Genomic DNA, 26,113 nt, shown 5'->3' with positions numbered 1-26,113 from the left:
TCGTTTCGTTTAGCTTTTTACAAGCTCTAGTTGAAACACTTGAATGGAGTGATGAAATGACTAAAGATCAGTTCAAAGAGTTTCAAAATGGAATTCACATTGGAGAAGAGTACAATTTCCATTATGGTAATAATGAATATTGGATTAGCCAAGATGAAGAGAGATTTTACTTAACAAAAGTAAAAGGCTCAGTTACTCAAGAGTTTAGTACAGCGAAACAATTGTTCGAAGAGGGTAAAGTGGATGGAAGATTTATCTCTGATATTTATGAAGATATTGAGTGGTGAATTCGACAGAAATAAGTTATATCTCATACTCAATTATCTCGGAGCGATTGTTTAACATATCGATCGTTTTTTAACTGACGGAGCAGTTTATTCGTGGAAGTATTTGTTGTGATAATGATATTTATGAAAAAAAAGAGGTGGTTTTTAATTGATAAACGATATGGAAAATGAAAAGTTTTCAGGTTTTATGAAGGTAGATGTTATAGATGAAAATCTAGGCGTGAGCTTTCCTATGCTAGTTTTGTACCCTACTGAAAAGCCTGAAAAAGAAGAGAGCATAGGACCATATAAATTAAAAGTTTCAATTGATGCAAACCTTCAAGATCAAGCGTTTCCATTAGTCGTCATCTCTCATGGTACTGGTGGAACGCCACTTGTTTATAGAAAGCTAGCTAGGAATTTAGCTAAAAGTGGATTTATAGTAGCGATGCCTGAGCATCCATTTAATAATGTAAATGACAATCAGTTAGAAAATACAACAACAATATTAGAAAGTAGACCTAAAAATATAACTCAAGTCATTGACTGGTTTTATAACGACAAACTATTTAAAGAGCACGTAAAATTTGATGAAATTTCGATTGTTGGACATTCAATGGGTGGCTATACCGCAATAGCAGTGACGGGAGGTACACCATCTACTCTTCCTTGGGAAACGGAGAATCAAATACCTAGAAAAATTGAAGTAGAAGTTGATGAACGAATAAATAAAGTAATTTTATTAGCACCTGCTTTGGGGTGGTTTAGGAGTGAAGGGGCACTTGAAAAAGTCAAAATACCAATTTTAATGATGACAGGCGAAAAGGATGAGATCACACCTTCTTTTCATGCTGAATTTTTATTGAAAGGAATTGTAAATCCTGAACAAGTTGTGCACAAAGTTATAGAAAATGCTGGACACTTCTCTTTTTTGAGTCCTTTCCCAGCAAATATGAAGTCCCCTTCATTTCCTCCTTCCCAAGATCCTGAAGGATTTAATAGAGAGCTTTTCCAACAAGAGTTAAAATCTGAAGTATTAAATTTCCTATTAAGTTGACGAACTCTCTGCTTCGTTAATAGAAATCAACTCTTCTGTTATCTTGGAGCCTAAATGGAATAAGAAAAAAATATAGTTCCCTGTAAAGATATATAGACAAAAGACTCGTCAAATAAATGAGTCTTTTTTTATATACGTATATCAATTGCAGTGTCAAAACGTAGGTCCTTACGATCACTATTTTTGATTTTTCACCTCTAAACGGAACCCTTTAGAAGTAAACACGAGTACTTTTTTCATTCACGCCTTTAGAGAAAAATGAATTAGTGGTAACATATGTAAAAGATTCGATTAAAAGATGCTAAGTTAGAAAGGAGATGACCGATGCTTTCTAACGATTCTAATCTGAGTATGAATGAAGATTCCATCTTGAAAAGTCAAAGCAGAGAATACAGTCTTTATGCAGGAAAGCGTATGATTGGTAGAATTGAAGAAATGAAAACGTCAATTGAGTGGAAGAATCAACTTTTGAAATGGATCAATCTGCATGCCGTTTCGAGTAAGCATTTTTACGTAAGTAATGTTAGGGGAGAGGTGGTTGCTCAACTTAAAAAGAACAGAGGGTTCAATAGAGACGTAGAAGTATTGGGAGCTGAGGGTGAAAGACTTGCGGTTCTAAAGCAAACGTTAGGAATGAAGAACCAGATTATTTCTGCTAGATTACCTGAAGGAGATCCATACATAAAAGCGATTGGAAAAAATAATTCCCTCCACTTAAGCGTTCAGAATGAAGAAACAAATGAAATCATCGCCTCTATTCAAAAAAAGTCGGCTCGAGCAGTAAGATTAAAAGATTCCTTGTTTTCTGGTGGGTATTATCACCTGCACCATATAAAATCGCCGACGCCATTCGAACAAATCATCCTGATTGGAATGGCTGTCGTTTTACATGATCAATTACATAACGCTTAAATCTTACTCTAAATACAAGAGAAAATTGGAGACTTTTCATGACCAAAACAAAATGGGTATTCGTGTTTTTAGCTGCGATGGATCTTCTTCTTTTGATAATGGCTCTCTCGGACTACTTTTTTTTATTTTTGAAACCAACAGGCATGCTGATTCCCATCATCATCCATGTTGTAGTTCTCACGGTGATTGGCTTTCGCTCGCCTCGTATTCCGAAGTGGATGACCATTCTTGTCCTCATCATCGGGTTATTCTTTATGCTGATTTCGAGTGTCCAGCTCTTGTTTACACACTACAGCTATAAGACGATCAAATCACAATCGCTTCAGTCGCTTACCATTGAATATCGAGACTTTACGCTTGGAGAAACGACCTATCTTTACCACTTTTATAAAACGAATTTTGGGATTATTGGAAAGCGTTTAGGAGATGAATCTATTCGCATGGTGGTCCAAAGTGTCAACAATCCGGGATACGACGCAGAAGCTGCACTCGGTTTAGAAAATCCTGAATGGATTGGAGATCACACAGTCCGTTTTCATACAGTGGAAGGAACAAAGGAAGTTCATCTTAGCTCTTCTTCCAACTCGCCAGAAGTGACTGATGCTGCGATCGAAGCCTTTATGAGAAAGGTGCAAAACAAAGAGGATGGTGAAACGATAAACGTAAATGGGTATCAATTAGTCGTTCGCTATGATGAGCCCTCTGGTGAAAGCTGGATTGACGTATCCAGTGATTATAGTTATGGCGTTATTCCGAATCAACAATGCACACGCATTGTACCAAATGAAGAGCGGGGTTATTACATGTTAGAAGAGTGTACGCATCGTTGGGAATATGAATTATATCCTTTAGAACGAAACAAGGAGTGATCATCATGCTTCGTTTACTTGAAAATGTACAAGAAGCGTCCTTGCGCATTTCCTGTGGATTTACTAGTCATTCTCGATAAAGCGTAACAAAAGCCACATCATGATTTAAGATGATGTGGCTTTTGTTTGTTATCGTCTTAATTTTTGTAGCAAATGAAGAATCTCAATATAGAGCCATACGAGCGTTACCATTAACCCAAATGCCCCATACCATTCGAGATGTTTCGGTGCTCCGCGATTTGCGCCGTTTTCAATAAAATCAAAATCAAGTACAAGGTTAAGCGCTGCGATAGCGACAATGAACAAGCTTATCCCGATCCCAACAAGTCCGTTTGAGTGCAGGTAAGGAACGTTGGCACTCAAGAAAAGGTTTAGCCCAAGGTCAATGATGTACACAACAAAAATTGCCAGTGTGGCAGAGACGACCATTAAGCGGAAGTTTTTCGTTACTTTAATAATTCGAGCGGCATATAAGAATAAAAGCACGCCCATTACAGAGAAGGTGAGCGCAGCAGCCTGAATCACGATACCGGGATATCGTGATTCTAACATAGCGGATATGCCCCCAATCGCAAAGCCTTCAAGCGTTGCATAAATTGGTCCTGTAATTGGTGCAGCCCGATGAAAGAAGGAGGTAATGATGGCAAAAATCAATCCTCCAATCGCGCCAATGACCATCATGGTATAGATGTCTTCTCCTTGTGAATAGCGATACCACGTATATATGGAAGACCCAAGCAAGAAAAGAAATAAGAAGAACGTTTTGGCGACTGTTCCGCCAATTGTCATCGCTTCTCCTTGATCACGTGTTCTGTTAAATGTGTCGTTCTTTAAAACGGGATTTCCGCTTCGCATCATATCAACTTCATCCTTTTTACTTTTAATAGGTTCATCCTCATAAGTATGTTCCCATTTTTGATTCTAACCTAACTTACGACGTGGTGTTTGTAAAAGTTTCAGGAAGTTTCTTCCTCATCAGGACATGAGGGATGCCATCTTCTATAAAAACGTCTGAATGCGTTTCGTAGCCAAGTTTATGATAAAATCCTTCTGCTTGAACCTGGCCATGGAGCTTCACATTCGTAATGCCCTTCTTGATCGCGAGCTCTTCAAGCTTATGGACAATTAAGTTTCCAATTCCTAACTTGCGGTGTGAAGCAAGAATGCAGATGCGTTCGAATTTCCCTACACCTTCTACAGTCCTCCACCTCGCTGTACCAACTGCTTTTTCTTCATCCAAAATAAGAATGTGATCAGCTGTATCAAGCGTATCAAATTCATCGTATTCTTCATCTTCAGGTGTTCCTTGTTCATCGATAAAAACGTCTTTTCGAATTCGAAAAGCTTCTTGTAATGCTTCTTCTGTTTCAATTCTTACTGCGATCATAACGTTGCGCCCCCTTGATTGGATCATTTCTATAGATTGAGTATACTCATTCAAGGGGTTTTCTGTAAACGCGGAGGTTGGGACTTTACTTTCAAAATGGAAACCATCAAAATAGATAGAGCAGAGAGGTGAAAAGAATGTCAGAATACGGATCAAGTACACGATGGTTTGGAATGGCACTTCAAGCCCTAATTGTCCTTGCTGATCATGATGGAATATGTCCAAGTGGTAAACTAGCAGAGAAACTCGAATCTCAGTCTGCCTTTTTAAGAAAAATTCTAACCCATCTTGTAAAAGCTGGATTAATTCAGGCGAAAGAAGGACGTGAAGGTGGGTATTCCTTAATAAAAGATCCGGCTGATATAACTTTAGCCGAAGTATATGATGCGATGAAAGCAGAGCCTTTTCCAAAGGGTTTTCTTGATGTCGCTACTAAAGAGTGTTTTGCTCCACCTACAAGAGAGGCTTTATTCGAGCTTAGAGATGAGATGGAAAGCTGGCTTGTCGATGGATTGAAACAAAAAACAATCGCTCATTTAATTGCGAAAAAGAAATGAAAATAAGCTTACTCATTATAACTTTTTGACGTACTAGAAAAAGTTGTCGCTATTATTGCCTTTTTTCAATGGAAATGGACAGAAGTAAACTTTCCGAAATCGTGATTGGATTAAATGGTGAAAAATGAAAGGTGCGATAGTCGCACTCTTTTTTTTTACTGTTAACTAGGTAATGTGTATAAATCATGCTAAATTCGTGCATTCCTTATATAAGGAGTGTGGATGATGGTCTTTAATATCGTTGTTGCATTTGTCATACCGTGGCTTGCCGGCATTTTTCTTGTAAAAAAAGATTTTAGGCTTTTTCTGTTAATTGCCCCTTTTGCCGCGTTTGTAGCGGTTATCTTTGATGTTCTTGGTTTTCATTTTGACTTCTGGCGGATTGACCCGGAGTATGATACTGAGCCAATTGCAGCACTGCCCATGTATTTCGGGGTTTACCCCATTTTAACGGGCTATCTGTTCCTAACCCTTGAACGTCAAAGCTTCCATCCATTCGTAGTGATCTTATTCTTCTCATTAATCACGACGATCATTGAAGGAATCGGAGTTTGGATTCATCTTGTTCATTACTCCAATGGCTGGACCATTTACTGGACCTACGTCTCCTATTTTCTTGCATATATCGTGTGTTATGGCTACTATCGTTTACTCAAAAAGTATGTCCCCCTATAAGCAAAGCCCTTCCTCATATTCGGAAGGGCTTTGCTGTTTCGTTATGATAGCTGAACCTTTAGTTCTTCAAGACCACGTAATAAAAACATATTGCGCCACTTGGCATCTGCAGACGATCCAGCCAACTGGATGGAAGGGAAGGCGGCGAGTAACTTTTGGTAGGCAATTTTTCCTTCTAATCTAGCAAGAGGTGCGCCGAGGCAGAAGTGAATTCCATATCCAAAGGCAATATGCGGATTTGGTTTGCGTGTAATATCGAACTGGTTAGGATTCTTGAATTTCTTCTCATCGCGGTTGGCTGATGAAATGGATGCCAGAACCATATCTCCTCTTTTAAGTTGAACCCCTTTAAATTCAAAATCTTCTTCCGCCCAACGAGCGGTGGAAAAGTCAACGGGACTATAATAGCGAAGCGCTTCTTCAATCGCGCCTTCTGTTAAAGAAAAGTCATTTTGCAGTAACTTTAGCTGATCAGGATGTTCGAAGAGCGCAAGCATGCCATTCCCAATCAAGTTAACCGTTGTTTCGTGACCGGCAATAATCAAAAGAAAAACCATTGAATAAAGCTCATCAGAACTTAATTTCTCTCCATCTTCTTCATGCTTAATGAGATTGGAGATTAAATCATCTTGTGGATCCGCTTTTCTTTTCTCAAAAAGAGAGGTGAGGTATTCGGTAAACTCCTGAACATCATTCATGAATTCACCTTCCATGTTATCGGAAGCTGAAACGATAGAGTTTGACCATTTTCTAAATTTATCACGGTCTTCAGCAGGAACGCCAAGTAGTTCAGAGATCACGATAATCGGCAGCGGGAAGGCAAAATCGTCAATCAAGTCAACTACGCCGTCTTTGCGTTTCATTTCATCAATCAATTGATCAGCGATCGCTTCAATTCGAGGGGTAAGTTCTTTAATTGCTTTTGGATTAAAACCAGGTTGTACAAGTTTTCGTAAGCGCGTGTGGTCAGGAGGATCAACATCGAGCATCATGTGATGAAAAATTTTTGTTTCGAGAGGCTCATCCTCCATCCGAGCGCTTTTTGAAAACAATTTCGATTGATCTTTTATAAAGGAAGGACGTTTTAGTAGTTCGAGGACATCATCATAGGATGCCACAAGCCAGGTGTTGTTTCCATTCGAATTTCCGAGTGAGGTAATGGGCTCGCTTTGGCGTAAGTTTTCATAATAGTCATACGCGCCTTCTTTAAAGTTCGATTGATAGACGGCTTCAACAGATTGCATACGATCTTCCTCCTTTAAAGTTCCAGGTGATAACTGACTGGTCAGTCAATACTTAGTATAGAGGAAAAAGAATTGTTTCTCAACAAACAGTATGAATTGTCACACTTTCCTACGATTTCATTTAGAAGACGTTTTCATTGTGTCGAAATGGAAACAGTGAATTGGCAGGTATTGTTAAGTAAGGAGAGGAGTTTTACACTTTCATTATAAAATGTGAAACATTGAACATGTGATAGGAGCTGACGGAGATGGAAAAGGATACGATTGAGAAAATCTGCAAAAGTGCAGTATCTAAGCGAGACTTACATGCGAAGAGTTTGACGCATTATATGCTTCGCGCGATGTTAGCAGGAGTATATATTGGGTTTGCTTTAGTGTTAAGCTTTACAGTTGGACAGTATTTCTATGAAGTCCATTCACCGGCGACCTATGTGATGACAGCACTGTTTTTCGGAGTTGCGTTTATTCTCATTGTTTATGGAGGAGGGGAATTGTTCACCTCCAATACCATGTACCTCACAATTAGCGCTATGAAGAAGGTAACATCCTGGAAAGAAACATTTTTTATTTGGATGACATGCTATGGAGGTAATTTTCTAGGAATACTTTTATTTACATTATTGCTTTACTTTAGCGGTGTTTTTCAAACAATTCGAACCGATCATTTACTAGTAACGGTTGCAGAAAAGAAAATGACGCTCCCAACTTCTTATTTGTTTGTTAGGGGCATTTTCGCCAACTGGCTCGTATGCCTGGCAGTATGGTTACCGCTGCGTGTGAAAGGAGATACGGCAAAGATAATCATCATGATGCTTCTCGTGTTCACTTTTTTTACATCAGGTTACGAACACAGCATTGCGAACCTCGCTGTTTTTCTTATTTCATTCACATCTCCACATTCTGAGATAATCAACCTGGCTGGTTTTTTTCACAATCTTATTCCGGTTACACTTGGTAACATTGTAGGTGGTGGTTTCTTTGTTGGTGTGCTATTTTTCTTCTTGAATGAACCTATAAATAGGAAGGAAATCCAAACAAAACCAGTTTTAATCGCTTCTACAAAAGTTTTTCATAATAAATTGTAAAAATTCAGTTTTTCGTGTTGGAACGTGGCGATAAGAGTGGTAGGTTAATGTATAAGGGAGAGATGCTCCTCTCTTCTCTCATCCAGGAGAGGAAGTGGCCGAAGCTCGATGAGTCAACAGCTATTAAGCAAATACACAAAAGTTTTGTATCAAGCAATGGTAGCGATTCAATTCATTAAGGAGCATCAAAAAAAGACATGTGATATACGACAAATCTCCATACTGACAGGCTTTTCTGAAGAAGCCATATTGGAGGCGATGGAATTTGGAGAATATGAACAGCGTAATCGGCACGGAAAAGCTCTTTAACAAACGATCAGGATGAGGAAGAGAGTGAGCGTCCTCCTACTGGAGGGAATGTTTTCCGCCAAAGCGTATAAGCTAATGGAAGGAGGAGTTACTATCAGAAAATGATTGTAACTCTTTTTTTTGATGCGGAAGAGGTGAAGAACCTAATGACAACGCAAATCTTTTCGACAGAGCGATTGATTTTACGAAAAATGGTGCGAGACGACGAGGATACTCTTCTCGCATTATTTTCAGATAAAGAAGTGATGACGTATTATCCGTCCTGTAAAAATCGCCAGGATACAGTAAAGTGGATTGAGTGGACATTGCATCACTACAAAGGCTATGGCTTTGGCATGTGGATCGTTGAAGAAAGAGCAAGTGGCCAATTTCTAGGCCAGTGTGGATTGGTTCTTCAAAAATTGGCTCATGGTGTTGAGGTGGAACTAGGCTATCTTTTTGCGAAACGACATTGGGGAAGAGGCTTTGCGACGGAAGCAGCTTTCGCATGTAAGAAATATGCCTTCACCGAGTTAGGTCTTTACAAGCTTGTTTCATTAATTGATCCGCAAAATAATGCTTCGCTAAAGGTAGCGAAGCGAATTGGCATGACCTATCACCGTACGATTAGTAAATGGGATAAACAGCTTGCATTATACGCAAGCGAAAAGAGGAAGGAAGAGGAGAATGACTTCTAGCCTCTTCCAGCCTGGAAAGCAGGGTAAAGCTTCATCCCACCATCGGCAAATAGCGTAATTCCAGTCACATAGCTCGCTTCATCAGAGGCGAGAAAAGCAGCAATGGAGGCGATTTGAGCTGGCTCGCCAATTTCTTTCATAGGGATCATGGAGAGCACGTCTTCCTTTGTCTTAGGATCTGAAAATTTCTCAGCATTAATCGGTGTATTAATGGCGCCAGGTCCAATGTTATTCACACGAATGCCATGAGGTGCATATTCAAGAGCAAGCGTTTGAGTTAGCATCTTCATTCCGCCTTTGCTGGAAGCGTAATGCACAAAGTGTGGCCATGGAACAACCTCATGAACGCTTGACATATTAATGATGGAGCCTTTGATTTGATGTTCGAGCATATAATTAATCGCTTTTGTTGAACCGAGAAATGTTCCGGAGAGGTTGACGGAGATCACGTTATTCCAATCGTCTAACGTCATTTTATGAGAAGGAATTTCCTTTTGAATCCCTGCGTTGTTCATCATCACATTCAGGGTTCCAAAATTCTCATGAGCTGCCTTGATTAACTTTTCTACGTCAGCTTCTTTCGAAACATCTGCTTGCACGGAGATCGCCTCTCCGCCAGAGCGTTTGATTTCTTCGACGACATTTGTAGCTTCGTCTTCTTTTGATAAATAATTGACGACGACTTTCATCCCTTCTGCACCAAAACGAGTGGCAACTGCTTTCCCAAGACCAGAAGCTGCGCCAGTCACGATCGCCACTTTTCCCTTTAACTCTTTATAGACCATTTCAGAAACCTCCCTACTTTTTCGTAAAGCCGAGCATCACGCCACCAATAATAATTAAGATTGATCCTAGAATGACAAAGATCAGTTGTTTCTTTGTTTTTCGTTCACCTAAGAGGAAAATCCCTCCGAGAGTGGAGATAATAATTCCTGTTTGAGAGAGCGAAAAGCTTGTCGCCGTCCCGACGCGAGGAATTGAGAGAAGAAGTGCAAGATTTCCACTTGCCCACATGAGACCTGGGATCCCGTTTCGAAGCGTGTATTTGTTAAATGGTTTATGATGAAGACTTTGAGCAAGTGCGCCAACAACCATACCGACTGCTTGCGGAAGAATCGCCGTCCACCCATCAATGGAAAACCATCTGATGATGACAACATAACCTACATATCCAGCAGTTGATAATAGTAAAATCGTAAATCCCTTAGCTAAATCACTTTTTCCTTCTGATTCATTTTCTTCTGATTTTTCATAAGACGTGAAAATGACCCCGGCTACAATAAGAACAAGCGCACCAATTCCAATCGTCAGTTTCGTGGTGGAAGACCACTCGCCAAATGCAATGACCCCGAACAATGATGTTCCGACAAGCTGCAGCCCAGTAGAAATGGGTAGTGTTTTTGATACGCCGAGAAAAGCGACGGCTTTGAATTGATTCATTTGGCCAACAGACCAGAATAACCCTGAAATAAAGCCCACAATTATGGCAGCTGTTGTAAATTGAGGTGTCGTAAAAAAGTACACCACAATCGAAAAGAGAAGCGCCCCAATGGTTGTTCCGACAACCTGGTTGTACGGTTCACCGCCAAGCTTCGTGCTAACGAGCAGGATACTTCCCCACATAACAGCGGGAATGAGCGCGATGAGGATTTCAATCATTTAACCACCTGCTTATTTACAATAGGATGGGATAACACTCTTAACGTATCTCTTTTTCAAGCTTTTTATCCGCTATTATTTAACAGAAAAGCTATTTTAAAGAATGGCAATAAAATACATGTAGGAAATAAAGAGGACTTAGGACATACAAAAAAGAAATTTACTAAGACTAACTTACTAATTTCCAAAGTGTGGTGATGCTTTTAATGCTGTTAACTGCAAAAAATCTACTTCTAAATCTCTTACTTGTCTTTGCCCCGCTCAGTATTATTCAGATCCTATACTTACTAAAGCACACAAACTTTTTGAAAAAATCTTCTGGATGGTTGTTAACGTTATTTCCTGGCGTAGCCATTATTTTGTGTATGGTTTATCCTGTTGTCGTGGATGATAATTTCATCTTGGATTTTCGGAGAATTCCCTTTATTCTTGGTGCCCTTTACGGAGGAAAGTGGGTCGCTCTCGCTTATTTATTTGTCACACTTGCCTACCGATTTACACTGGGAGGGATGGGTTTTTATTCAACTTTGTTATCCTTTACGCTTCTGGCTATTGTTGCCTCCTACGCCTCGCCAATATTTGTTCAATCAAGTTTAAAGAAAAAACTTCTTATTGCTTTCAGTCTTGATTTAATGGTAGGCGTATCATCAACCGTTATCTCACTCACTTTTTTTGAAACGCAAATTCATACTTCTTCCTGGATTCTTTTTAATTTGATTAGCTCGATGGGAGTGCTACTTGCCACACTTGTTTACGAAGTTTTTCTAAATCAATTTAAATTGCTGCAGTCAGTGATGGAAGGTCAGAAGTTAGAAGTCGTCAGTCATCTCGCAGCGAGTATTTCGCACGAAGTACGTAATCCTCTTACTGTAAGTCGAGGATTTCTACAGCTGATTGAGAGTGATCTCGAAAACAAACAGACAAAGGAATATATGGAATTAGCCATTAATGAACTTGATCGTGCGACAGAAATTATTAATGACTATCTAACCTTCGCCAAGCCGTTTCCTGAAGATATAGAAGAAATTGATCTTGCAGGTGAAATTGCCTATAGCGTCGGAGTGATTACCCCTCTTGCCACGTTAAAAGATGTGACCATTACAACAAAAATTGATATCTCACCGATTATGATTCAATCAGAAAAGCGTAAATTTCAGCAGTGCTTAATGAACATTTTTAAAAATGCGATTGAGGCCATGCCTGAGGGTGGGAAGCTTACTGTTGAGGTTGAAAGAGAGCATAGTAAACTAACCGTAAGTATTTCAGATACGGGGATTGGGATGACGGAAGAGCAGCTAAGTCGCATGGGGCAGCCTTTTTTCACAACAAAAGAAAAGGGGACTGGTCTTGGCATGATGGTTTCTCACAGCATTGTTCAAGCAATGAATGGGGAAATTATTTACGTGAGTACCCCAGGTGTGGGGACGACCGTACACCTTGTATTTGAAATAGAACAACGAAATGAGGATAAATACGAAACTTTTCAGGAAGGTATTCGTAACTAATAGAAGAAACGAATGGAGGCTAAACTCATGAAAAAGTTTTATAAATCGACAACAAACAAGCAACTTTCCGGTGTTCTCGGAGGAGCTAGCGAAATCTTTAACATTGATGCAAGCATTCTAAGAATTGCTTACTTTGCATTATCGATCTTTACTTCAGGGATATTTGTTCTCATCTATATTGCAGCAGCGATCATTTTGCCAACGGATAAGGAAGTGCAAAACAATCAGTAAAGGCGCGTACGGAGGGTAACATGAGAAATGGATATTACAACGTCGTTGCTATGTTTAGCTCCTTTATACTATTTTGTGCAGGGCTAATTTCCTTTTTTTGGTGGATGGAATTATTCTCAACGACACTATCTGCGATCTTTGCAGTTACTGGCTTTTTGGGTGTTCTGACAAATAGTTGGCAGTTGAAGAAGTATTGGAAGCAACAAAGGTCACATCACTCGTAAGTATACCTTTGTTGTGCCGGATGAAAAAGAGCGATGCATCTCGATGCATCGCTCTTTCGTTTCTAACTAATTCGAATCTCATGCGTAACTAGGATTCCCTTTTACTACGAGTTTTGCCCATAATAAAGCTCACAATTAACACTAAAATGATGGCTCCTATGATAGCAGGGACAATGCTGAATCCACCGAGATCTGGTCCCCAACTCCCAAGTATGAGCGTACCTAGCCACGCACCAACAAATCCAGCAATAATATTTCCTATAATTCCACCTGGAACATCGCGACCTGTAATGACACCAGCAAGCCAACCAATAATACCACCAATGATTAAACTCCAAATAAATCCTATCGGAAACACCTCCTAATGACAGTATCTTTCTGTATTGTTTTATCCTATAAAAAAATTTCTATTCATAATCGATGACTGGCTACTGTGCTCCCTTATATTTATATAAAGTGCTGGTTGAAAGTATTCTAGTTTATTTGAAACCGCTTTTGTCCTTTAATCAATCGATCGTAGATTACTCCTTTATCCTAAGTCATGCATGCCTTGCTTGATCCGCGTTCAGTAGTATGTTTACAATTTATTTTTAATTTCATAATCGGAAATCCATTGAAAAAAGACATATCTTATTCCCTAAAGGGTCAAGATACGTCCTTAGTATGCAAATACATATGACTAATTAATCTCTAGATACCGTTGCTTCTGAAGAAATAGCTTGCGCAAGGTTAGAAGTAATGCGTACTTCACCAAAATCAATTCCAAGTTGAACGGCAGTCTGAGCAATTTCAGGACGAATCCCTGACAAGGTTGCTGTAACACCAATTAACTTAAGTCCCGTAATCAACTGGAATATTTGCTGAGCGACTCTTGTATCAACGAGATAGACTCCAGATAAATCAATAAAAAGGTGATCGACTCGTTTCGTTGTACAACCTTCGAGCGTATTCTCGAAAATAGCAGTGGCGCGATCTGAATCGATGTCACCGACTAGGGGAAGAAGTGCTTTTCCATCTGGAAGATCAATCAGCGGTGAGCTCAGTTCATTGATGGTTTGCTGTTGTTCTTCGATACGAGCATTTAAATGGTTCGATTTCTCTTCAACAACACGAGTCATTACCACGTCGATAGCTTCTATGATGGCATGCTTCCAAATATCAAGGCTTTTCTGTGAAACAAGTTCTTCTGTTGAATTGGCGTATTCGTCGATAAAGTTCATATATTGTTCACGCACGCGCTGAAATTCTCTCATTATGAGGTGAGTAGGTGTATTTAAATGCTCAGGATCACTTCCGATCTCCTTAACCCAATCATCGAATTCGGTAAAAAAGGCGTTTTTTTCCATGATAAATATTTTGCATAAGTGCTGATGAAACTCGAAATTTTGTGCTTTTAACTCCTGGATAACCTTCGGATCAGTAGAGGCATAGACACCCGTTCCGCTCTTATCGAGTGACGTGTACCAATCTTCCGTTAACTGTTCCGCTTTTGTTAATAAAAATTGATGAAGTTCCTTGTTACGTTGCATGCAAATATGCTCCTCTCGATACCTGAATTCGTTCTTTAATTAGTAGTGTGTATTATTTCATCCACTCGTCTCATGGAAATCTCCACAAGGATGGCATCTGTTGGATCGGAACAATATGATCGCGATATGAAGGTAATTGACTTTACAACTATTATAAAACTATTATAACAAGGTTTTACATGATCAACGAACTTAATTGCTTTTTTAAACATAACAATTGTGTAACATCCCATTAATTGTGAAATGTTAAAAATGATAAAGCGATGGAAGGATGGGTAAATAAAAAAGGGGGGGAAGAATGTTACGACCCTCTTTAACGATAGATTGGGAAGTAGATTATTAAGAAACACGCGGATAGTTGCCCTTGATTAATGTCAGACAAAGTTTAGTTATGGCTACAGAAAGGTGTTTGTCTTTCGAAAGAATCGTGGGGGAAGACCATATTAATTGAAAAACTTGCATCATAATTCTCTCATGATTAATAGGGTCAGTTCCTGTCTTTGTGAGAAGGATTGAAAGATGACGAGAATACGTATCGTACAATTCATTCAACGAATCTTGATCTTTCTCGACTAGTCGTTGAATGATCGTGTTTGGATTAGGCATGCCGTTTCTCCTTATTTTGGTAGTTATTTCTTATTTCCACTAGTATGACTATTTTAAACTCTTAATTCTCGAATTAAAGGTATTATTGCTGTTACCTACTTATCTAACTGAATTTTCTTGCTTATTAGTATCGCTTTGATATATTTAAAAATGGAGATGAAAGGAAAGGGGAGTAGGAACATGTGTGGAGAAATCTTGTTATCGTTCAACCCGTTTCAAACAAGGGGATAGGCCTGTTAATGAAGCTAGTACAGGTTCATCACGTTCATGATTGATAAATGATTTGGACAGGGCTTTAGTAGATTTTGCCCTTTTCTTCATTTCCTCTCATACGTGTACGGGTGTGCCTTCAAAAGGGAGGAAGGTAAAATGAATCATAGTAGAAAAATTGCGGTTGTCACAGGGGCAAGTCGCCCAAATGGGATAGGGGCTGCGATTTGTCGAGAGTTAGCTCGGCAAGGTTTCCATTTATTTTTCACTCATTTTTCGCCATACGATTTTAATACAGGTTACGCTGATGCAGAAATGAAGTGGGCTGAAAGTTTTGAAAATGAGTTAAGGGAACACGGTGTGAACGTGGAGTCAATGGAGCTGGATTTAAGTGAAAGGGATGCGCCGGAAAGACTTTTGGAGCGCGTTCAACAAATGACCGGCCAGCTTTCAGTACTAGTGAACAACGCCACACATTGTGTAGAAATGAGTCATGAACAGTTAACAGCAGATGTCCTTGATGAGCATTATGCGGTAAATGTGAGGGGGACGTGTATGCTATCTGTTGCATTTGCGAGACACCTTAAGAAAAAGGCTTTTAGTGGACGAATCATCCATTTCGTTTCTGGACAGGACAAAAGTCCTCAGCCCGGAAACCTGCCCTATATTACAACGAAAGGAGCGATCTCCGCTTTTACAACTTCATTTGCAACTGAGGTTGCTCCTCATCATATAACAGTTAACGCAATTGACCCCGGTCCCACGAATTCAGGCTACATGGATAAGGCGACACAAGACTTCTTAAAACCAAAATTTCCTACGGGGAGAATTGGTATGCCGGAAGATGCAGCACGTTTAGTAAACTTTCTAGCGAGTGATGACGCGAGTTGGATAACAGGACAAATCATTCATTCAGACGGTGGTTTTCGAGATTAAGAGACTAACGAAAAAGAAAAGCGTGCTGACATCGTGTCAGCACGCTTTTCTTTTTAGAATAAAACATATGAAACAACGACATAGAGTAGAGCCATGAGGAGCGATGGCGCAGCGTAGCGCCAAGAACTACGCCCAGTTGATGGTCGAAGAAGCAAATACAAAATGACGATTGTCATCAACAGCCCCAGGCATGCGATAAAAATATGAGAGAAATCAACAGCAGCAAGGATCGGTCCTTCTCTATATAACACATCAGTAAGGGCTAGAAGTTGAATATTGAAAAGGTTACTACCAAGAATCGAACCAATCGCCATGTTATAGTTTGCTAGTTTAAAAGCTGCTAGAACTGTGACAAGTTCTGGTAGTGAAGTAGATGCAGCAATTAAAAAGCTACCGACAAAGCTTGAATTCATCCCTGTCACTTCTGCAAGGCGGTCACCTGAAATGGAGAGAATGCTACCTGAAACAAAAACAATCAACGCGGCAACAATAAATCCAATCACTGCGGTACGAAGCGTAAGATCTTTTGTAGGAAGATCTTCTTCTTCCCCGTCATCCTCCGAAATGCTTTTCATCGAAAGCACATATAGGAGTACAATGAAAATCATTTCAATTCCTATACCAAAGATAGAAACCGTTCCAGGTAATAATAACGAGACAATAAGAATGGCGAGAAACAGAAGGCCGACAAGGGCAGAAGGCACATGCGCTTTCGTGTTCACCTTCTGATATAATCTCCGTCTTCGATAAATGACATCAACAACCGCTAGAATTAATAGATTAAAGATATTGCTTCCTAGCATATTACCGACTGCAATATCTGGATTATCAATATAGACAGCGGTTAGACTCGTTGTTAACTCCGGCAAAGACGTGGCCCCTGCAATCAGGAATGTCCCAACGACGGCTCCGCTTAAAGATGACTTTTTGCTAATGACATCACCGAACTGATTCAGGTAAATAGCGGCACCAACCACGACGGCTGCTGCAAGAAGAAAGATCAAAATAATCATGTGTAACTCCTCTCCGCCAGCGCATACAAAAAAACCCTGGCACAACAAAATTGTACCAAGGTCTTGCGTACTAAAAAACTTAGCCCGATGAACCAGGTATTTCCATACCGTATTGATGATTCATCAGCCGATACCGGTCGCTACTCCCCTTGTTAAGCTAACTATAGCTCGTTTTATATTCAAAGTCAATTAGAAGGGGGATATGTCTACTTAAAAGAGAGCAGAAAGGTACAGTTCTACATCATTAGCAAAGTATGATAAGATTATGGTCGGTAAATAAATGATAATGATCGCTCTCAATGATGAGAGGGAGGGGGGGGTTAATGTGAAGCCGAAAATTGAAGACGTTGCTAAAGTGGCCGGGGTATCACCTACTACGGTTTCTCGTGTGCTAAATAATCGAGGATACATAGGTGATAAAACGAGAGAAAAAGTTCATAAAGCGATGGAAGAACTAAACTATTATCCAAATGAAGTTGCTCGATCTCTATTCATCAAAAAAACATTTCTGATTGGCCTTATTTTCCCTACAACAAGCAATCCATTTTATGGACAACTTATTTTTCATTTAGAAAACATCGCTGCTTCACTTGGATACAAGGTGCTCCTTTGTAACAGCCAGGGAAGGGAAGATAAAGAAAGAGGTTACTTGAAAATGTTACAACGAAATCAAGTTGATGGCATTATTGCAGGAGCACATAATAAAGGAATCAAGGAATACGAAGACCCTAATCTTCCTGTAGTGGGTATTGATCGTTATTTATCAAAAAAAATTCCTGTTGTATCAAGTGATAATTACCAGGGAGGAGAAAAAGCCACACAATTATTAATTAATAAAGGATGTAAAACAATCATTCATATTAATGGGCCGATTTCGTTAGAAACTCCAGCAAACAAGCGGCGGAAAGCGTATGAAGAGGTTATGAAAAACAATCAATTGACACCGCTTACGTATGAATATGATTCAAATGATTCCGTTTTTTCTCGCTTATTTAATGAAAATCCGGAGGTAGATGGTATTTTTGCTAGTGATGATTTAATTGCTTCAAGAGTGATGCAAGAGGCGAGGAGAAGGGGAATAGATATCCCAACGCAATTAAAGGTGATTGGATATGATGGCACAGAAACGACAAGGTTATTACTTCCAGAACTAAGTACCGTTGAGCAACCTATAAGAGATATCGCCGTAATCGCATTAGAAATACTGTTAAAGCAGATCAATAATGAAGAGGATTTTCAGTCAGAAACGATCATACCCGTAAGATTAATCGAAAGTGATACTACTAGAAAGTAAGAGCGATAAACTCCCACGCTTCTTTCTTTCGAAGTAGTAGTCACATTTTTAAGATAATTTATGTCAACCGGTTGACATGTGAAACCGGTTGACATATTATAATGAATGTAGGCGGTTACATTTGCTGCAGTCTTAATAGTATGGATTTTTCTTGTCATGGTTTTATGAAGTAAAGTCATTTTCGTTATTTAAAAGGGGAGGGAATAAGAAGTGAAAAAGTTAATCTTACTAGTTTTTTGTATGTGTTTAGCAGTGGTGGTCACAGCATGTAGTAATGAGCAGACATCAAGCGAAAACGCAAATGAAGTGTCCATGTGGGTTCATACTTCAAATGAAACAGCTGAAGGTAAAGCAATGCAAAGTCTTATTGATCAATTTAACGAAGAAAATGAAGATGGCTACACAGCCAAAATTGAATTTATTCCTAGAAGTGGAAGCGGTGGTGGTTATGAGGATAAAATAAACGCAGCTTTGACAACGGATTCATTACCTGATGTGCTAACTCTTGATGGCCCAAACACTGCTGCATATGCAGAGGCGGGTATGATTGCCCCAATCGGAGACTATATCAGCAATAAAGATGATTTATTACCAAGTATTATTCAGCAAGGGACTTATAATGATCAATTATATGCCGTTGGCTATTCAGAATCAGGCGTAGGAATTTTCTATAATAAGCAAATGTTAGAAGAGGCAGGAATTGATTTAGCAACCCTTCCAACAGTTGAAGAACCGTGGAACTGGAATGAGTTTGAAGATTTAAGTGAAACCCTTGTCAAAGAGTATAATCAACCAGCTATTGACATGGGCTTAAAGGATCAAAGTGAATGGTTAATGTACGCTTTTACGCCTTTTCTATGGTCCCAAGGTGGAAACATTGTCTCTGAAGATGGAACGAAGGCAACCGGGGTATTTAATGATGAAAATAGCGTAAAAACAATGAGTTTCATCCAAGGATTGGTTGAAAAAGGATACACGACGAAGACTCCTGTAGAAAAAGGATTTCAAACAGGTAAATATCCAATGATGATGACAGGTTCTTGGACGATTGCTGAAATGAACAGTAGTTACCCTGATATAGAGTATGGCGTAATGCCTTATCCAACATCACCTGAAACAAACGAATTAGTTTCCCCATCCGGCTCATGGCAATATGCGATGTCAGCAACAACCGATAAGGAGGAAGCGGCCGGTGCGCTTATTGATTTCCTAACGACAACAGAGGCACTTACGAAAATCAGTTTGGAGAATAGTGTCTTACCAGCTGCGACTTCTGTCATTGAAGAAATTAGAGAAGAAGTTTCGCCTCAAATGCAAGTTCTAATTAATCAAAATGCAAAATCGGCACATGCACGACCGGTACTTCCTCAATATCCAAAAGTGAGTCGTACGTTCCAGGAAACGATTAGTGACTTAACTTACTTTGAAGAAAATCAAGACATTCAAAAACTGCTCGACGACAAGGCTTCACAAATTGATAAAGCGTTACAATAATAGAATTCGTAAACCGACCTGTCTTGATTCAGGTCGGTTTACATTTAAAAGGAGACATCAAAGATGAAGAAGTTTAATTCCAGTATGAATCTACCCGCATACTTATTCTTATCTCCTGCGCTGGTATTAATGGGGTTATTTTTAATCATTCCAGCATTAATGGCCATTTACTACGCATTTACTGATTATTATTTATTAACCCCAGACAACAAACAATTTGTTGGGTTAGCTAACTTTATTGAAATTTTTAATGATCCTATATTTTTAGAAAGCTTAAAAAACATCGTTCTCTTTGTTGTTTGTGTTATTCCAATCCAAATCGGAGCTGCCTTAGGCTTGGCGCTTTTGATCAATAAGAATAGAAAAGGAAACATCTTCTTTAAAATAGCTTATTTTGCGCCAGTGGTTTTATCTTTAGTTGTTATTTCGGTCCTATGGCTGTATTTATTAAATCCATCTGAAGGACTGATTAACGTTCTACTGGAAAAAGTGGGAATCGATCCCCAGCCTTTTCTTTCGAGTCCTAAACAAGCTCTCTATACCATCGTATTTGTATCTGCCTGGCAAGGTGCTGGTTACCAGATGTTGATCTTTCTGGCTGGTCTTCAAAATATTCCTGGCAGTGTTTATGAAGCTAGTAAAATTGATGGCGCAAACAAATGGCAAAATTTTATTCACATTACCCTGCCGCTGTTAAGGCCGACAACCTTATTAATTATGATTACAACTTTTATAGCAGCATTTAAGTTGATCATTCAGCCAATGGTGATGACGCAAGGAGGACCAATGAATTCCACGATGACCCCAGTTTATTATATATATCAATCAGGATTTTCGGATCGCTTAATTGGTTATTCAAGTGCTATGACGGTTGTCTTTGGAGTTGTCATTGGATTGATAACAATTGTTCAAAACAAGCTATCAAAGGGGGATGATTAATCATGAGCACGCCGGTTAAGAGAGTTATAGAATATACGTTTCTCATTCTATTAGCATCTATTTTTATTTTTCCGATGATCTGGATGATTGCATCCTCAATGAAACCTGAAGGAGACATCTATGTTGATATGGGAACGATTCAATCATTCTTTCCTTCAGTGAATCCTTCAGAGTGGTTTCAAACATATCAAGATTTATTTGCAAGATTTGATGTATTGAAATATGTGTTTAATAGCGTCATGTACGCAGTTATTGTCACCGCGGGTTCAATCGTAGTCAATGCGATGGCAGGGTATGCGTTTGCCAAATTTAACTTCACTGGAAAAAAGTTTCTATTTGGCTTGCTTTTGTCACTCTTAATAGTCCCAATGGAAACACTGATCATTACACAATTTACCGTCGCACATGAGCTTGGAATCCTAAATACTAGACTAGCAGTTGTATTGCCGATGCTTGCAAATATGTTATTTATCTACCTTTTTCGAAATTTCTTCAAAGCTGTTCCAGATGAAATTATTGAATCTGTTCAATTGGACGGTGCGAACTATTGGACAATCTTTTGGAAGATTATTTTACCTATGTCTAAACCAGCGATCGCAACAGTAGGAACGCTCTCTTTTATCGCAAGTTGGAATGATTACTTATGGCCATTAATGGTCTTAACAGATACAGAAAAGTTCCCACTACAAGTTGCCATTACTAATATTAATTCAACCCCTCCTGTTTATACCAATCAGGTGATGGCAATCCTTACCCTTTCGACTATTCCGCTCATCATTGTCTACATCGTAGCGCAGAAATACTTATTGCAAGGGCTTGGCGGATCAGGAACTGGAATTAAATAAATTGCTAAAAATGATATCTATCAAAATGGAGGATGACAAATGAAAACAAACGCTTTAGGAAAGCACAGACCACATCTACATTTTGCACCCCAAAACAACTGGATGAATGACCCAAATGGATTAGTTTTCTTTGATGGAGAGTATCATTTGTTCTATCAATATCATCCGTATAGTACGATCTGGGGACCAATGCATTGGGGACATGCAGTTAGTAAAGATTTAATAGAGTGGGAAGAGCTTGATATTGCCTTATATCCAGATAAGGTGGGAATGATTTTTTCAGGGAGTGCTGTCGTAGATTGGGAAAATACGACCGGCTTCTTTCCAAATGAACCAGGATTAGTAGCTATCTTCACTTATCATCTTGATGGAAAAGAAGGGGAAGAACCGAATCAGACTCAGGCCATCGCATACAGTAGTGATCGAGGGAGAACCTGGAAAAAGTATGAGGGGAATCCTGTGCTAGCAAGTGAATCAAAAATTGATTTTAGAGATCCAAAGGTATTTTGGTATGAACAAACGAACAAATGGATCATGGTATTAGCGACAGGGCAAACAATTAGCTTCTACTCGTCACCTAATTTAATTGATTGGGAGTTTGAAAGTGAATTTGGAGAGGGGATTGGGCTTCATCATGGGGTGTGGGAATGTCCCGATTTATTTCAGCTAAAGGTGTCTGAAAGTAACGAAAAAAAATGGGTGCTTTTCGTAAGTGTTGGCGATAATCCTGATTTTGAAACCGGATCACAAACACAGTATTTTATTGGTGAATTTGATGGTCAAACCTTTGCATCAGATCAAGATTCGAGTTGTTTGTTAGATTTTGGTAAAGATAACTACGCAGGAGTAAGTTTTTCTGATATTCCGGAAAAGGATGGTCGAAGAATTTATCTAGGGTGGATGAGTAACTGGCGCTATGCAAATGAGGTACCGACGAATGGGTGGAGAAGCCAAATGACTCTTCCAAGAGAACTCTCTCTTCAAGAAATAGAAGGAGAATATTATGTGTATCAATTGCCAGTAAAAGAACTGGAGTCCTATTTCTTGAATGTAGCCTTGGATGAAGAAATGATTTATGCAAATGGAACAAGGACTTTTCAAATAGGAAAGTCATATGTAAATTGTTCACTATCGATTGAAAGGCAAGATGCTGCACAGCTTGAAATCGTTTTGAATCATTCGAATGACCAGTTCACTAAAATTGAAATCGATTACAATAACAAGGAAGTACGTCTAGTGCGTAAAGATTCAGGTATAATTGACTTCTCAACAAATTTTATTAGTGATCAGAAAGTGAAAATCGATAATATGACAAAGCTTAATTTCAGAATAATAATCGATTCTTCTTCGATAGAATTATTTATTAACGAGGGCCAGTATGCACTAACTAGTTTGGTTTATCCAGATCATCCATGTGAATCCCTTTCGTTTAACTCGATGGATGGTGAAGTTAAGCTTCACAATTGGTATATCGGTAAACCAATCCAGTCAGAAAGCAAATGAATACAAATATTGTAGAACTCAAGTAAAAAAGATCGTCCCAGTAGATTATTCCACGGGACGATCTTTTTCCATTCAAATTAACGAAAGCTTATCAATGGAGAATTTATCGACACGTACACCTGTACTAAAGAGCAGTTCGACTCAGCCAAATGATTTTCACTATTTTATTCACTTTCTAAAGGAGTGAAACTTTAACTACTTATGAATCGTAAAGAAAGAAAGCGATTTACTATGAAAGGAGAAAAATGAAATGCTTGAAATCGTCTTAACGATTATTTTCGTAATCGTTTTTATAATAGGGATTTATGTTCAGGTGACTAGAAGAAAACGAGCGGGCTTAACGGGAATAAGATCTGCTATTTCTCCTATTTGTTTTATGATTAGTGCGGCTCTTAATCCCTTGGGGTATTGGTTCGGATTTCTCGGATTGTATAGTTTACTAGGGTCAATGCTATTTCTATTTCTAGGCGCCTATTTTCTAAAAGAGATGCCGGGGCCAGATGAAAAAGCTTCTTAAGAAGAAAGGGGATAAAATGAAGATAAAAGGTTTTTTAGTGGAAATATTGCTCGTATGCCTTACAATCATTAACCTAATCGTTCTTTATAAATTAAATAAAAACAGTGCTGGAATGGACTTCGGCGTCATCGTTTCCATGAGCGTCGGAGGAATATTTGTCATTCTAGCTGTGCTAAAGGAAAGGCGTAATGGAGAGGGGAAATCATGAAGTACATAAGAGCATTGATCTTACTCATCATGATCGTGGCTACGAGTAGCATCACTTGGCTAGGGTTTACAGGAGAACATGAATCTTTGTTTCGACTTTGCATCAGTGTTGCTGTATTCGCCTCACTTTATTTCGTTTACATCAAAGAGAAAACGAAGAAGCAGAAGAAAGTGACGCTGCTTTTTTTGGGACTTAGCGTGATTTCCATTACAGCTGGACTTGTGCAATTTATTAACTAGCCATCATTATAAAAGCGGAGTATTTTTGATGACGAAGAAACATCTTTGTTAAGAAGATATTTCTTCGTTTGAAGTTCACTTTTTATCGCCTAATAATGAGATGAATTGTTTAAGTGGTACCGACATCCATTTGCGCTTTTGGTAGACGACTTGCATATAAATGGGAATAGGGTGCTTAAATGGGACGATGGCGACTCGATTACTTTGAACGTCTCGTTCGACTGCAATCCTAGGTAGGAGTGCTATTCCAAGGTTATCTGCCACACATTGTTTAATGGCCTCTAGACTACTGAATGAGATAATAGACTTTGCTTGTATGTTTTCTTCGCTTAGGATTTGTTCGAACAGTACGCGATAGGAACAACCTTCTTCCGTTAGAATCAGTGTTTCCTCTGCTAATTTTTCTAGCTCCAACGTAGCGAGCTTAGTGAAAGGGTGGTGAGGAGGTGCAATCATCACCATTTCTTCTTGACGGATTGGGACCGTTTTTAAGTCAGGGTGTCTCTGCAAACGATCCAATAAAATCGTAACATCGTAGGCGCCATCAATTGTGCCACCAATTAAATTTTGGCATTGTCCTGATTCAAGGCGGATTCGTAATTCGGGATGGTTTTCTTTAAGGGCTTTAATATAAGGAGTGATGTAATAGGCGGCAACGGTTTCACCTGTTCCAATCCGAATGGTTCCCTTTAAGTTGGTATCTTTTCGTAGTGTTGCATCCGCTTCATCTAGTAGCTTAATCATGTCACTGATATAAGCATGAAGCTGCTCCCCGGGTTGCGTTAATCTCATTTTTCTTCCAACTCGCTCAAATAGCTTCACTTGATAATGTTCTTCTAGCTTTTTAATCTGAGCGGTCACGCTAGACTGGGCGTAACCAAGTTCTTCAGCCGTTTGTGTATAGCTTCCTGATTTGGCGACTTCATGAAATGTGTATAAATAACTTACATCCATTCGATACCTCCATCAAATATTTCGATCGTTAGCATCAAATATTATAGATAACATTGATGGGTTGTGCAATGATATACTGCCATTATCTGAATATCATTAAGAAGTAGGCGATAGTGGAAGCTTACATAAAGGAGATTGACTATGAAGATTCTAGCATTATTAGGAAGTACGCGGAAAGATGGAAATTCACAATATTTAACTGAAACAATCCTTGAAGGGACGGACCACACCGTCGTCTCTCTTGCAGATAAACAAATCAATGCCATTATTGACGAGCGTCATTCTGAAGCTGGTTTCTCACCAGTTGAGGATGATTATGAAGAATTGCTTGATCTTTTGCTATCCCATGATGTTCTCATCTTTTCAACACCCCTCTATTGGTATGGTATGAGTGGGCCGATGAAGAATTTCTTCGATCGCTGGTCGCAATATCTTCGTGATGAGAAGTTGAATTTAAAAGAAGAGCTAACAAAGAAAAAAGCGTATGTGGTTGTGACAGGTGGGAGCAGTGCAAAAGTAAAAGGTTTGCCGCTCATTCAACAGTTTAACTACATTTTTGAATTTGTGAACATGGAGTTTGTAGATTATGTGATTGGTACAGGTGTTAAACCAGGTGAGGTAAGGGATGACAGGCTAGCATTAGAAAAAGCAAAGCAGTGGCGAAACGAATTTCAACGTTAGGATACAAAAAAGGACGATACCAAATTGGTTTCGTCCTTTTTTTCACGTTAAGGTTGTGCGTTTTGAAACTGTTGATCGATCTCTCGTAATTGGTCATAGGATTCTTTTAAATCCTCAGGAATCAACTTCCGTCCTTGTTCCCAGGCGTTTTCTTCAATTTCTGCGAGAAGTTCCTGCTGAACTTCTTCATCTTCATACATTAAGATGCGAAGGTCGTGGCGGTGCTTCTTAAAGTCTAAGTAATAGCCAATTTCGTGATACAGCAGGATTAAAGCGATGTTTTCTTCCGTTTCTTTTAATTTAAAATTCACTTTTGCTTGGTAGCCGTTCATTTGTAAGTAATTAAACTTGATCGTATTGGTCGATACGTTATAGCTCATTGGAGCGGATAGCTCGTTGTTGAACTCATAGTTAATCGCTAGTTGATGCTCTTCTAGCGTGTCTTTAATGATTTTTTCGACGTCCCATATATATAACATGTTTTTTTA

33 protein-coding genes are annotated in these 26,113 nt (G+C 39.1%); 22 read left to right on the top strand and 11 right to left on the bottom strand.

Features of this window, described 5'->3' with window-relative positions; genetic code table 11:
• The 4 genes from PQ511_RS11715 to PQ511_RS11700 form a co-directional block, all read left to right on the top strand.
• Positions 1-287, top strand: a 287-nt coding sequence (locus PQ511_RS11715) for a hypothetical protein (protein WP_337957762.1), incomplete at its 5' end; no start/stop codon positions are given.
• Positions 288-435: 148 nt separating this feature from the next.
• The gene (locus tag PQ511_RS11710; protein ID WP_337957761.1) at positions 436-1,323 is read left to right on the top strand and encodes an alpha/beta hydrolase family protein; all 888 of its coding nucleotides are present in this window, start codon (positions 436-438) and stop codon (positions 1,321-1,323) included.
• Positions 1,324-1,647: 324 nt separating this feature from the next.
• Positions 1,648-2,235 carry a hypothetical protein gene (locus tag PQ511_RS11705; protein WP_273852085.1) on the top strand — a complete coding sequence of 196 codons (588 nt, stop codon included), beginning with the start codon at positions 1,648-1,650 and terminating at the stop codon, positions 2,233-2,235.
• Between the two features lie 38 nt (positions 2,236-2,273).
• Positions 2,274-3,104, top strand: a complete 831-nt coding sequence (locus PQ511_RS11700; RefSeq protein WP_273852084.1) for a hypothetical protein — start codon at positions 2,274-2,276, stop codon at positions 3,102-3,104.
• A 129-nt stretch (positions 3,105-3,233) separates the two neighbouring features.
• On the opposite strand, the gene PQ511_RS11695 is transcribed toward PQ511_RS11700, so the two are convergent.
• On the bottom strand, positions 3,234-3,959 hold the full coding sequence (locus PQ511_RS11695; RefSeq protein ID WP_273852094.1) for a Bax inhibitor-1/YccA family protein: 726 nt from the start codon (positions 3,957-3,959) through the stop codon (positions 3,234-3,236).
• 76 nt (positions 3,960-4,035) lie between these two features.
• Positions 4,036-4,491 carry a GNAT family N-acetyltransferase gene (locus PQ511_RS11690; RefSeq protein ID WP_273852083.1) on the bottom strand — a complete coding sequence of 152 codons (456 nt, stop codon included), beginning with the start codon at positions 4,489-4,491 and terminating at the stop codon, positions 4,036-4,038.
• Positions 4,492-4,628: 137 nt separating this feature from the next.
• Between PQ511_RS11690 and PQ511_RS11685 the strand changes: the two genes are divergently transcribed.
• Both PQ511_RS11685 and PQ511_RS11680 read left to right on the top strand, forming a co-directional pair.
• Positions 4,629-5,048, top strand: coding sequence for an RrF2 family transcriptional regulator (locus PQ511_RS11685; RefSeq protein WP_273852082.1), 420 nt, complete (start codon positions 4,629-4,631; stop codon positions 5,046-5,048).
• Positions 5,049-5,273: 225 nt separating this feature from the next.
• Complete coding sequence (locus PQ511_RS11680; protein WP_273852081.1) at positions 5,274-5,723, top strand: CBO0543 family protein; 450 nt, start codon at positions 5,274-5,276, stop codon at positions 5,721-5,723.
• 41 nt (positions 5,724-5,764) lie between these two features.
• Here the strand turns inward: PQ511_RS11680 and PQ511_RS11675 are convergent, their stop codons facing one another.
• On the bottom strand, positions 5,765-6,967 hold the full coding sequence (locus tag PQ511_RS11675; RefSeq protein WP_273852080.1) for a cytochrome P450 family protein: 1,203 nt from the start codon (positions 6,965-6,967) through the stop codon (positions 5,765-5,767).
• Positions 6,968-7,215: 248 nt separating this feature from the next.
• Here PQ511_RS11675 and PQ511_RS11670 point away from each other — a divergent pair, with 248 nt between their 5' ends.
• The 3 genes from PQ511_RS11670 (at position 7,216) to PQ511_RS11660 (ending at position 9,038) form a co-directional block, all read left to right on the top strand.
• Positions 7,216-8,052, top strand: coding sequence for a formate/nitrite transporter family protein (locus tag PQ511_RS11670; protein ID WP_273852079.1), 837 nt, complete (start codon positions 7,216-7,218; stop codon positions 8,050-8,052).
• Positions 8,053-8,160: 108 nt separating this feature from the next.
• Positions 8,161-8,361: a hypothetical protein gene (locus tag PQ511_RS11665; protein ID WP_273852078.1), complete on the top strand. Its 201-nt coding sequence runs from the start codon at positions 8,161-8,163 to the stop codon at positions 8,359-8,361.
• A gap of 146 nt (positions 8,362-8,507) precedes the next feature.
• Positions 8,508-9,038 carry a GNAT family N-acetyltransferase gene (locus PQ511_RS11660; RefSeq protein ID WP_273852077.1) on the top strand — a complete coding sequence of 177 codons (531 nt, stop codon included), beginning with the start codon at positions 8,508-8,510 and terminating at the stop codon, positions 9,036-9,038.
• Here PQ511_RS11660 and PQ511_RS11655 read toward each other — a convergent pair.
• Together PQ511_RS11655 and PQ511_RS11650 are read right to left on the bottom strand one after the other, a co-directional pair.
• Complete coding sequence (locus tag PQ511_RS11655) at positions 9,035-9,823, bottom strand: glucose-1-dehydrogenase (RefSeq protein ID WP_273852076.1); 789 nt, start codon at positions 9,821-9,823, stop codon at positions 9,035-9,037. The two genes, PQ511_RS11660 and PQ511_RS11655, sit on opposite strands and share 4 nt — an antisense overlap.
• A gap of 13 nt (positions 9,824-9,836) precedes the next feature.
• Entirely contained in the window at positions 9,837-10,694 is an 858-nt protein-coding gene (locus PQ511_RS11650; protein ID WP_273852093.1) for a GRP family sugar transporter, read from the bottom strand.
• A 209-nt stretch (positions 10,695-10,903) separates the two neighbouring features.
• Here PQ511_RS11650 and PQ511_RS11645 point away from each other — a divergent pair, with 209 nt between their 5' ends.
• From PQ511_RS11645 to PQ511_RS11635, 3 genes are read left to right on the top strand one after another with little or no spacing between them, the layout of a single operon-like run.
• Positions 10,904-12,202: an ATP-binding protein gene (locus tag PQ511_RS11645; protein ID WP_273852075.1), complete on the top strand. Its 1,299-nt coding sequence runs from the start codon at positions 10,904-10,906 to the stop codon at positions 12,200-12,202.
• A 27-nt stretch (positions 12,203-12,229) separates the two neighbouring features.
• Positions 12,230-12,433, top strand: coding sequence for a PspC domain-containing protein (locus PQ511_RS11640; RefSeq protein ID WP_273852073.1), 204 nt, complete (start codon positions 12,230-12,232; stop codon positions 12,431-12,433).
• 20 nt (positions 12,434-12,453) lie between these two features.
• Positions 12,454-12,657: a hypothetical protein gene (locus PQ511_RS11635; protein WP_273852072.1), complete on the top strand. Its 204-nt coding sequence runs from the start codon at positions 12,454-12,456 to the stop codon at positions 12,655-12,657.
• Positions 12,658-12,745: 88 nt separating this feature from the next.
• On the opposite strand, the gene PQ511_RS11630 is transcribed toward PQ511_RS11635, so the two are convergent.
• The 3 genes from PQ511_RS11630 to PQ511_RS11620 all read right to left on the bottom strand — a co-directional run bounded on the left by PQ511_RS11630 (position 12,746) and on the right by PQ511_RS11620 (position 14,792).
• Positions 12,746-13,006, bottom strand: a complete 261-nt coding sequence (locus PQ511_RS11630) for a GlsB/YeaQ/YmgE family stress response membrane protein (protein WP_273852092.1) — start codon at positions 13,004-13,006, stop codon at positions 12,746-12,748.
• Between the two features lie 334 nt (positions 13,007-13,340).
• Positions 13,341-14,186, bottom strand: a complete 846-nt coding sequence (locus tag PQ511_RS11625) for an STAS domain-containing protein (protein ID WP_273852071.1) — start codon at positions 14,184-14,186, stop codon at positions 13,341-13,343.
• A gap of 339 nt (positions 14,187-14,525) precedes the next feature.
• Positions 14,526-14,792, bottom strand: coding sequence for a hypothetical protein (locus tag PQ511_RS11620; RefSeq protein WP_273852070.1), 267 nt, complete (start codon positions 14,790-14,792; stop codon positions 14,526-14,528).
• 369 nt (positions 14,793-15,161) lie between these two features.
• Here PQ511_RS11620 and PQ511_RS11615 point away from each other — a divergent pair, with 369 nt between their 5' ends.
• Positions 15,162-15,938: an SDR family oxidoreductase gene (locus tag PQ511_RS11615; protein WP_273852069.1), complete on the top strand. Its 777-nt coding sequence runs from the start codon at positions 15,162-15,164 to the stop codon at positions 15,936-15,938.
• A 53-nt stretch (positions 15,939-15,991) separates the two neighbouring features.
• Here PQ511_RS11615 and PQ511_RS11610 read toward each other — a convergent pair whose 3' ends face one another.
• On the bottom strand, positions 15,992-16,951 hold the full coding sequence (locus PQ511_RS11610; protein WP_273852068.1) for a sodium:calcium antiporter: 960 nt from the start codon (positions 16,949-16,951) through the stop codon (positions 15,992-15,994).
• Between the two features lie 325 nt (positions 16,952-17,276).
• Between PQ511_RS11610 and PQ511_RS11605 the strand changes: the two genes are divergently transcribed.
• From PQ511_RS11605 to PQ511_RS11570, 8 genes are all read left to right on the top strand, one after another.
• Complete coding sequence (locus PQ511_RS11605; RefSeq protein WP_273852067.1) at positions 17,277-18,245, top strand: LacI family DNA-binding transcriptional regulator; 969 nt, start codon at positions 17,277-17,279, stop codon at positions 18,243-18,245.
• Between the two features lie 210 nt (positions 18,246-18,455).
• The gene (locus PQ511_RS11600; RefSeq protein WP_273852065.1) at positions 18,456-19,739 is read left to right on the top strand and encodes an ABC transporter substrate-binding protein; all 1,284 of its coding nucleotides are present in this window, start codon (positions 18,456-18,458) and stop codon (positions 19,737-19,739) included.
• 63 nt (positions 19,740-19,802) lie between these two features.
• A complete protein-coding gene (locus PQ511_RS11595) occupies positions 19,803-20,678 on the top strand; it encodes a carbohydrate ABC transporter permease (protein ID WP_273852064.1) in 876 nt (291 codons plus the stop codon).
• A 2-nt stretch (positions 20,679-20,680) separates the two neighbouring features.
• Entirely contained in the window at positions 20,681-21,523 is an 843-nt protein-coding gene (locus PQ511_RS11590) for a carbohydrate ABC transporter permease (protein WP_273852063.1), read from the top strand.
• Between the two features lie 39 nt (positions 21,524-21,562).
• Positions 21,563-23,026, top strand: coding sequence for a glycoside hydrolase family 32 protein (locus PQ511_RS11585; RefSeq protein WP_273852062.1), 1,464 nt, complete (start codon positions 21,563-21,565; stop codon positions 23,024-23,026).
• A gap of 250 nt (positions 23,027-23,276) precedes the next feature.
• A complete protein-coding gene (locus PQ511_RS11580; RefSeq protein ID WP_273852061.1) occupies positions 23,277-23,543 on the top strand; it encodes a hypothetical protein in 267 nt (88 codons plus the stop codon).
• 16 nt (positions 23,544-23,559) lie between these two features.
• Positions 23,560-23,751 (top strand): hypothetical protein, encoded by a 192-nt coding sequence (locus PQ511_RS11575; protein WP_273852060.1) that lies wholly within the window; start codon positions 23,560-23,562, stop codon positions 23,749-23,751.
• Positions 23,748-23,990 carry a hypothetical protein gene (locus PQ511_RS11570; RefSeq protein WP_273852059.1) on the top strand — a complete coding sequence of 81 codons (243 nt, stop codon included), beginning with the start codon at positions 23,748-23,750 and terminating at the stop codon, positions 23,988-23,990. Before PQ511_RS11575 ends, PQ511_RS11570 begins: the two co-directional genes overlap by 4 nt.
• Positions 23,991-24,065: 75 nt before the next feature.
• Here the strand turns inward: PQ511_RS11570 and PQ511_RS11565 are convergent, their stop codons facing one another.
• Entirely contained in the window at positions 24,066-24,944 is an 879-nt protein-coding gene (locus PQ511_RS11565; protein ID WP_273852058.1) for a LysR family transcriptional regulator, read from the bottom strand.
• Positions 24,945-25,085: 141 nt separating this feature from the next.
• Here PQ511_RS11565 and PQ511_RS11560 point away from each other — a divergent pair, with 141 nt between their 5' ends.
• Entirely contained in the window at positions 25,086-25,625 is a 540-nt protein-coding gene (locus PQ511_RS11560; RefSeq protein WP_273852057.1) for a flavodoxin family protein, read from the top strand.
• A gap of 47 nt (positions 25,626-25,672) precedes the next feature.
• Here the strand turns inward: PQ511_RS11560 and PQ511_RS11555 are convergent, their stop codons facing one another.
• Positions 25,673-26,104, bottom strand: coding sequence for a hypothetical protein (locus PQ511_RS11555; RefSeq protein ID WP_273852056.1), 432 nt, complete (start codon positions 26,102-26,104; stop codon positions 25,673-25,675).
• Between the last annotated feature and the right edge of the window lie 9 nt (positions 26,105-26,113).

The sequence above is a fragment of the Guptibacillus spartinae genome (assembly GCF_028610625.1).
Classification (GTDB): domain Bacteria; phylum Bacillota; class Bacilli; order Bacillales; family Guptibacillaceae; genus Guptibacillus; species Guptibacillus spartinae.
This window is presented reverse-complemented; position numbering and strand designations above follow the sequence as displayed.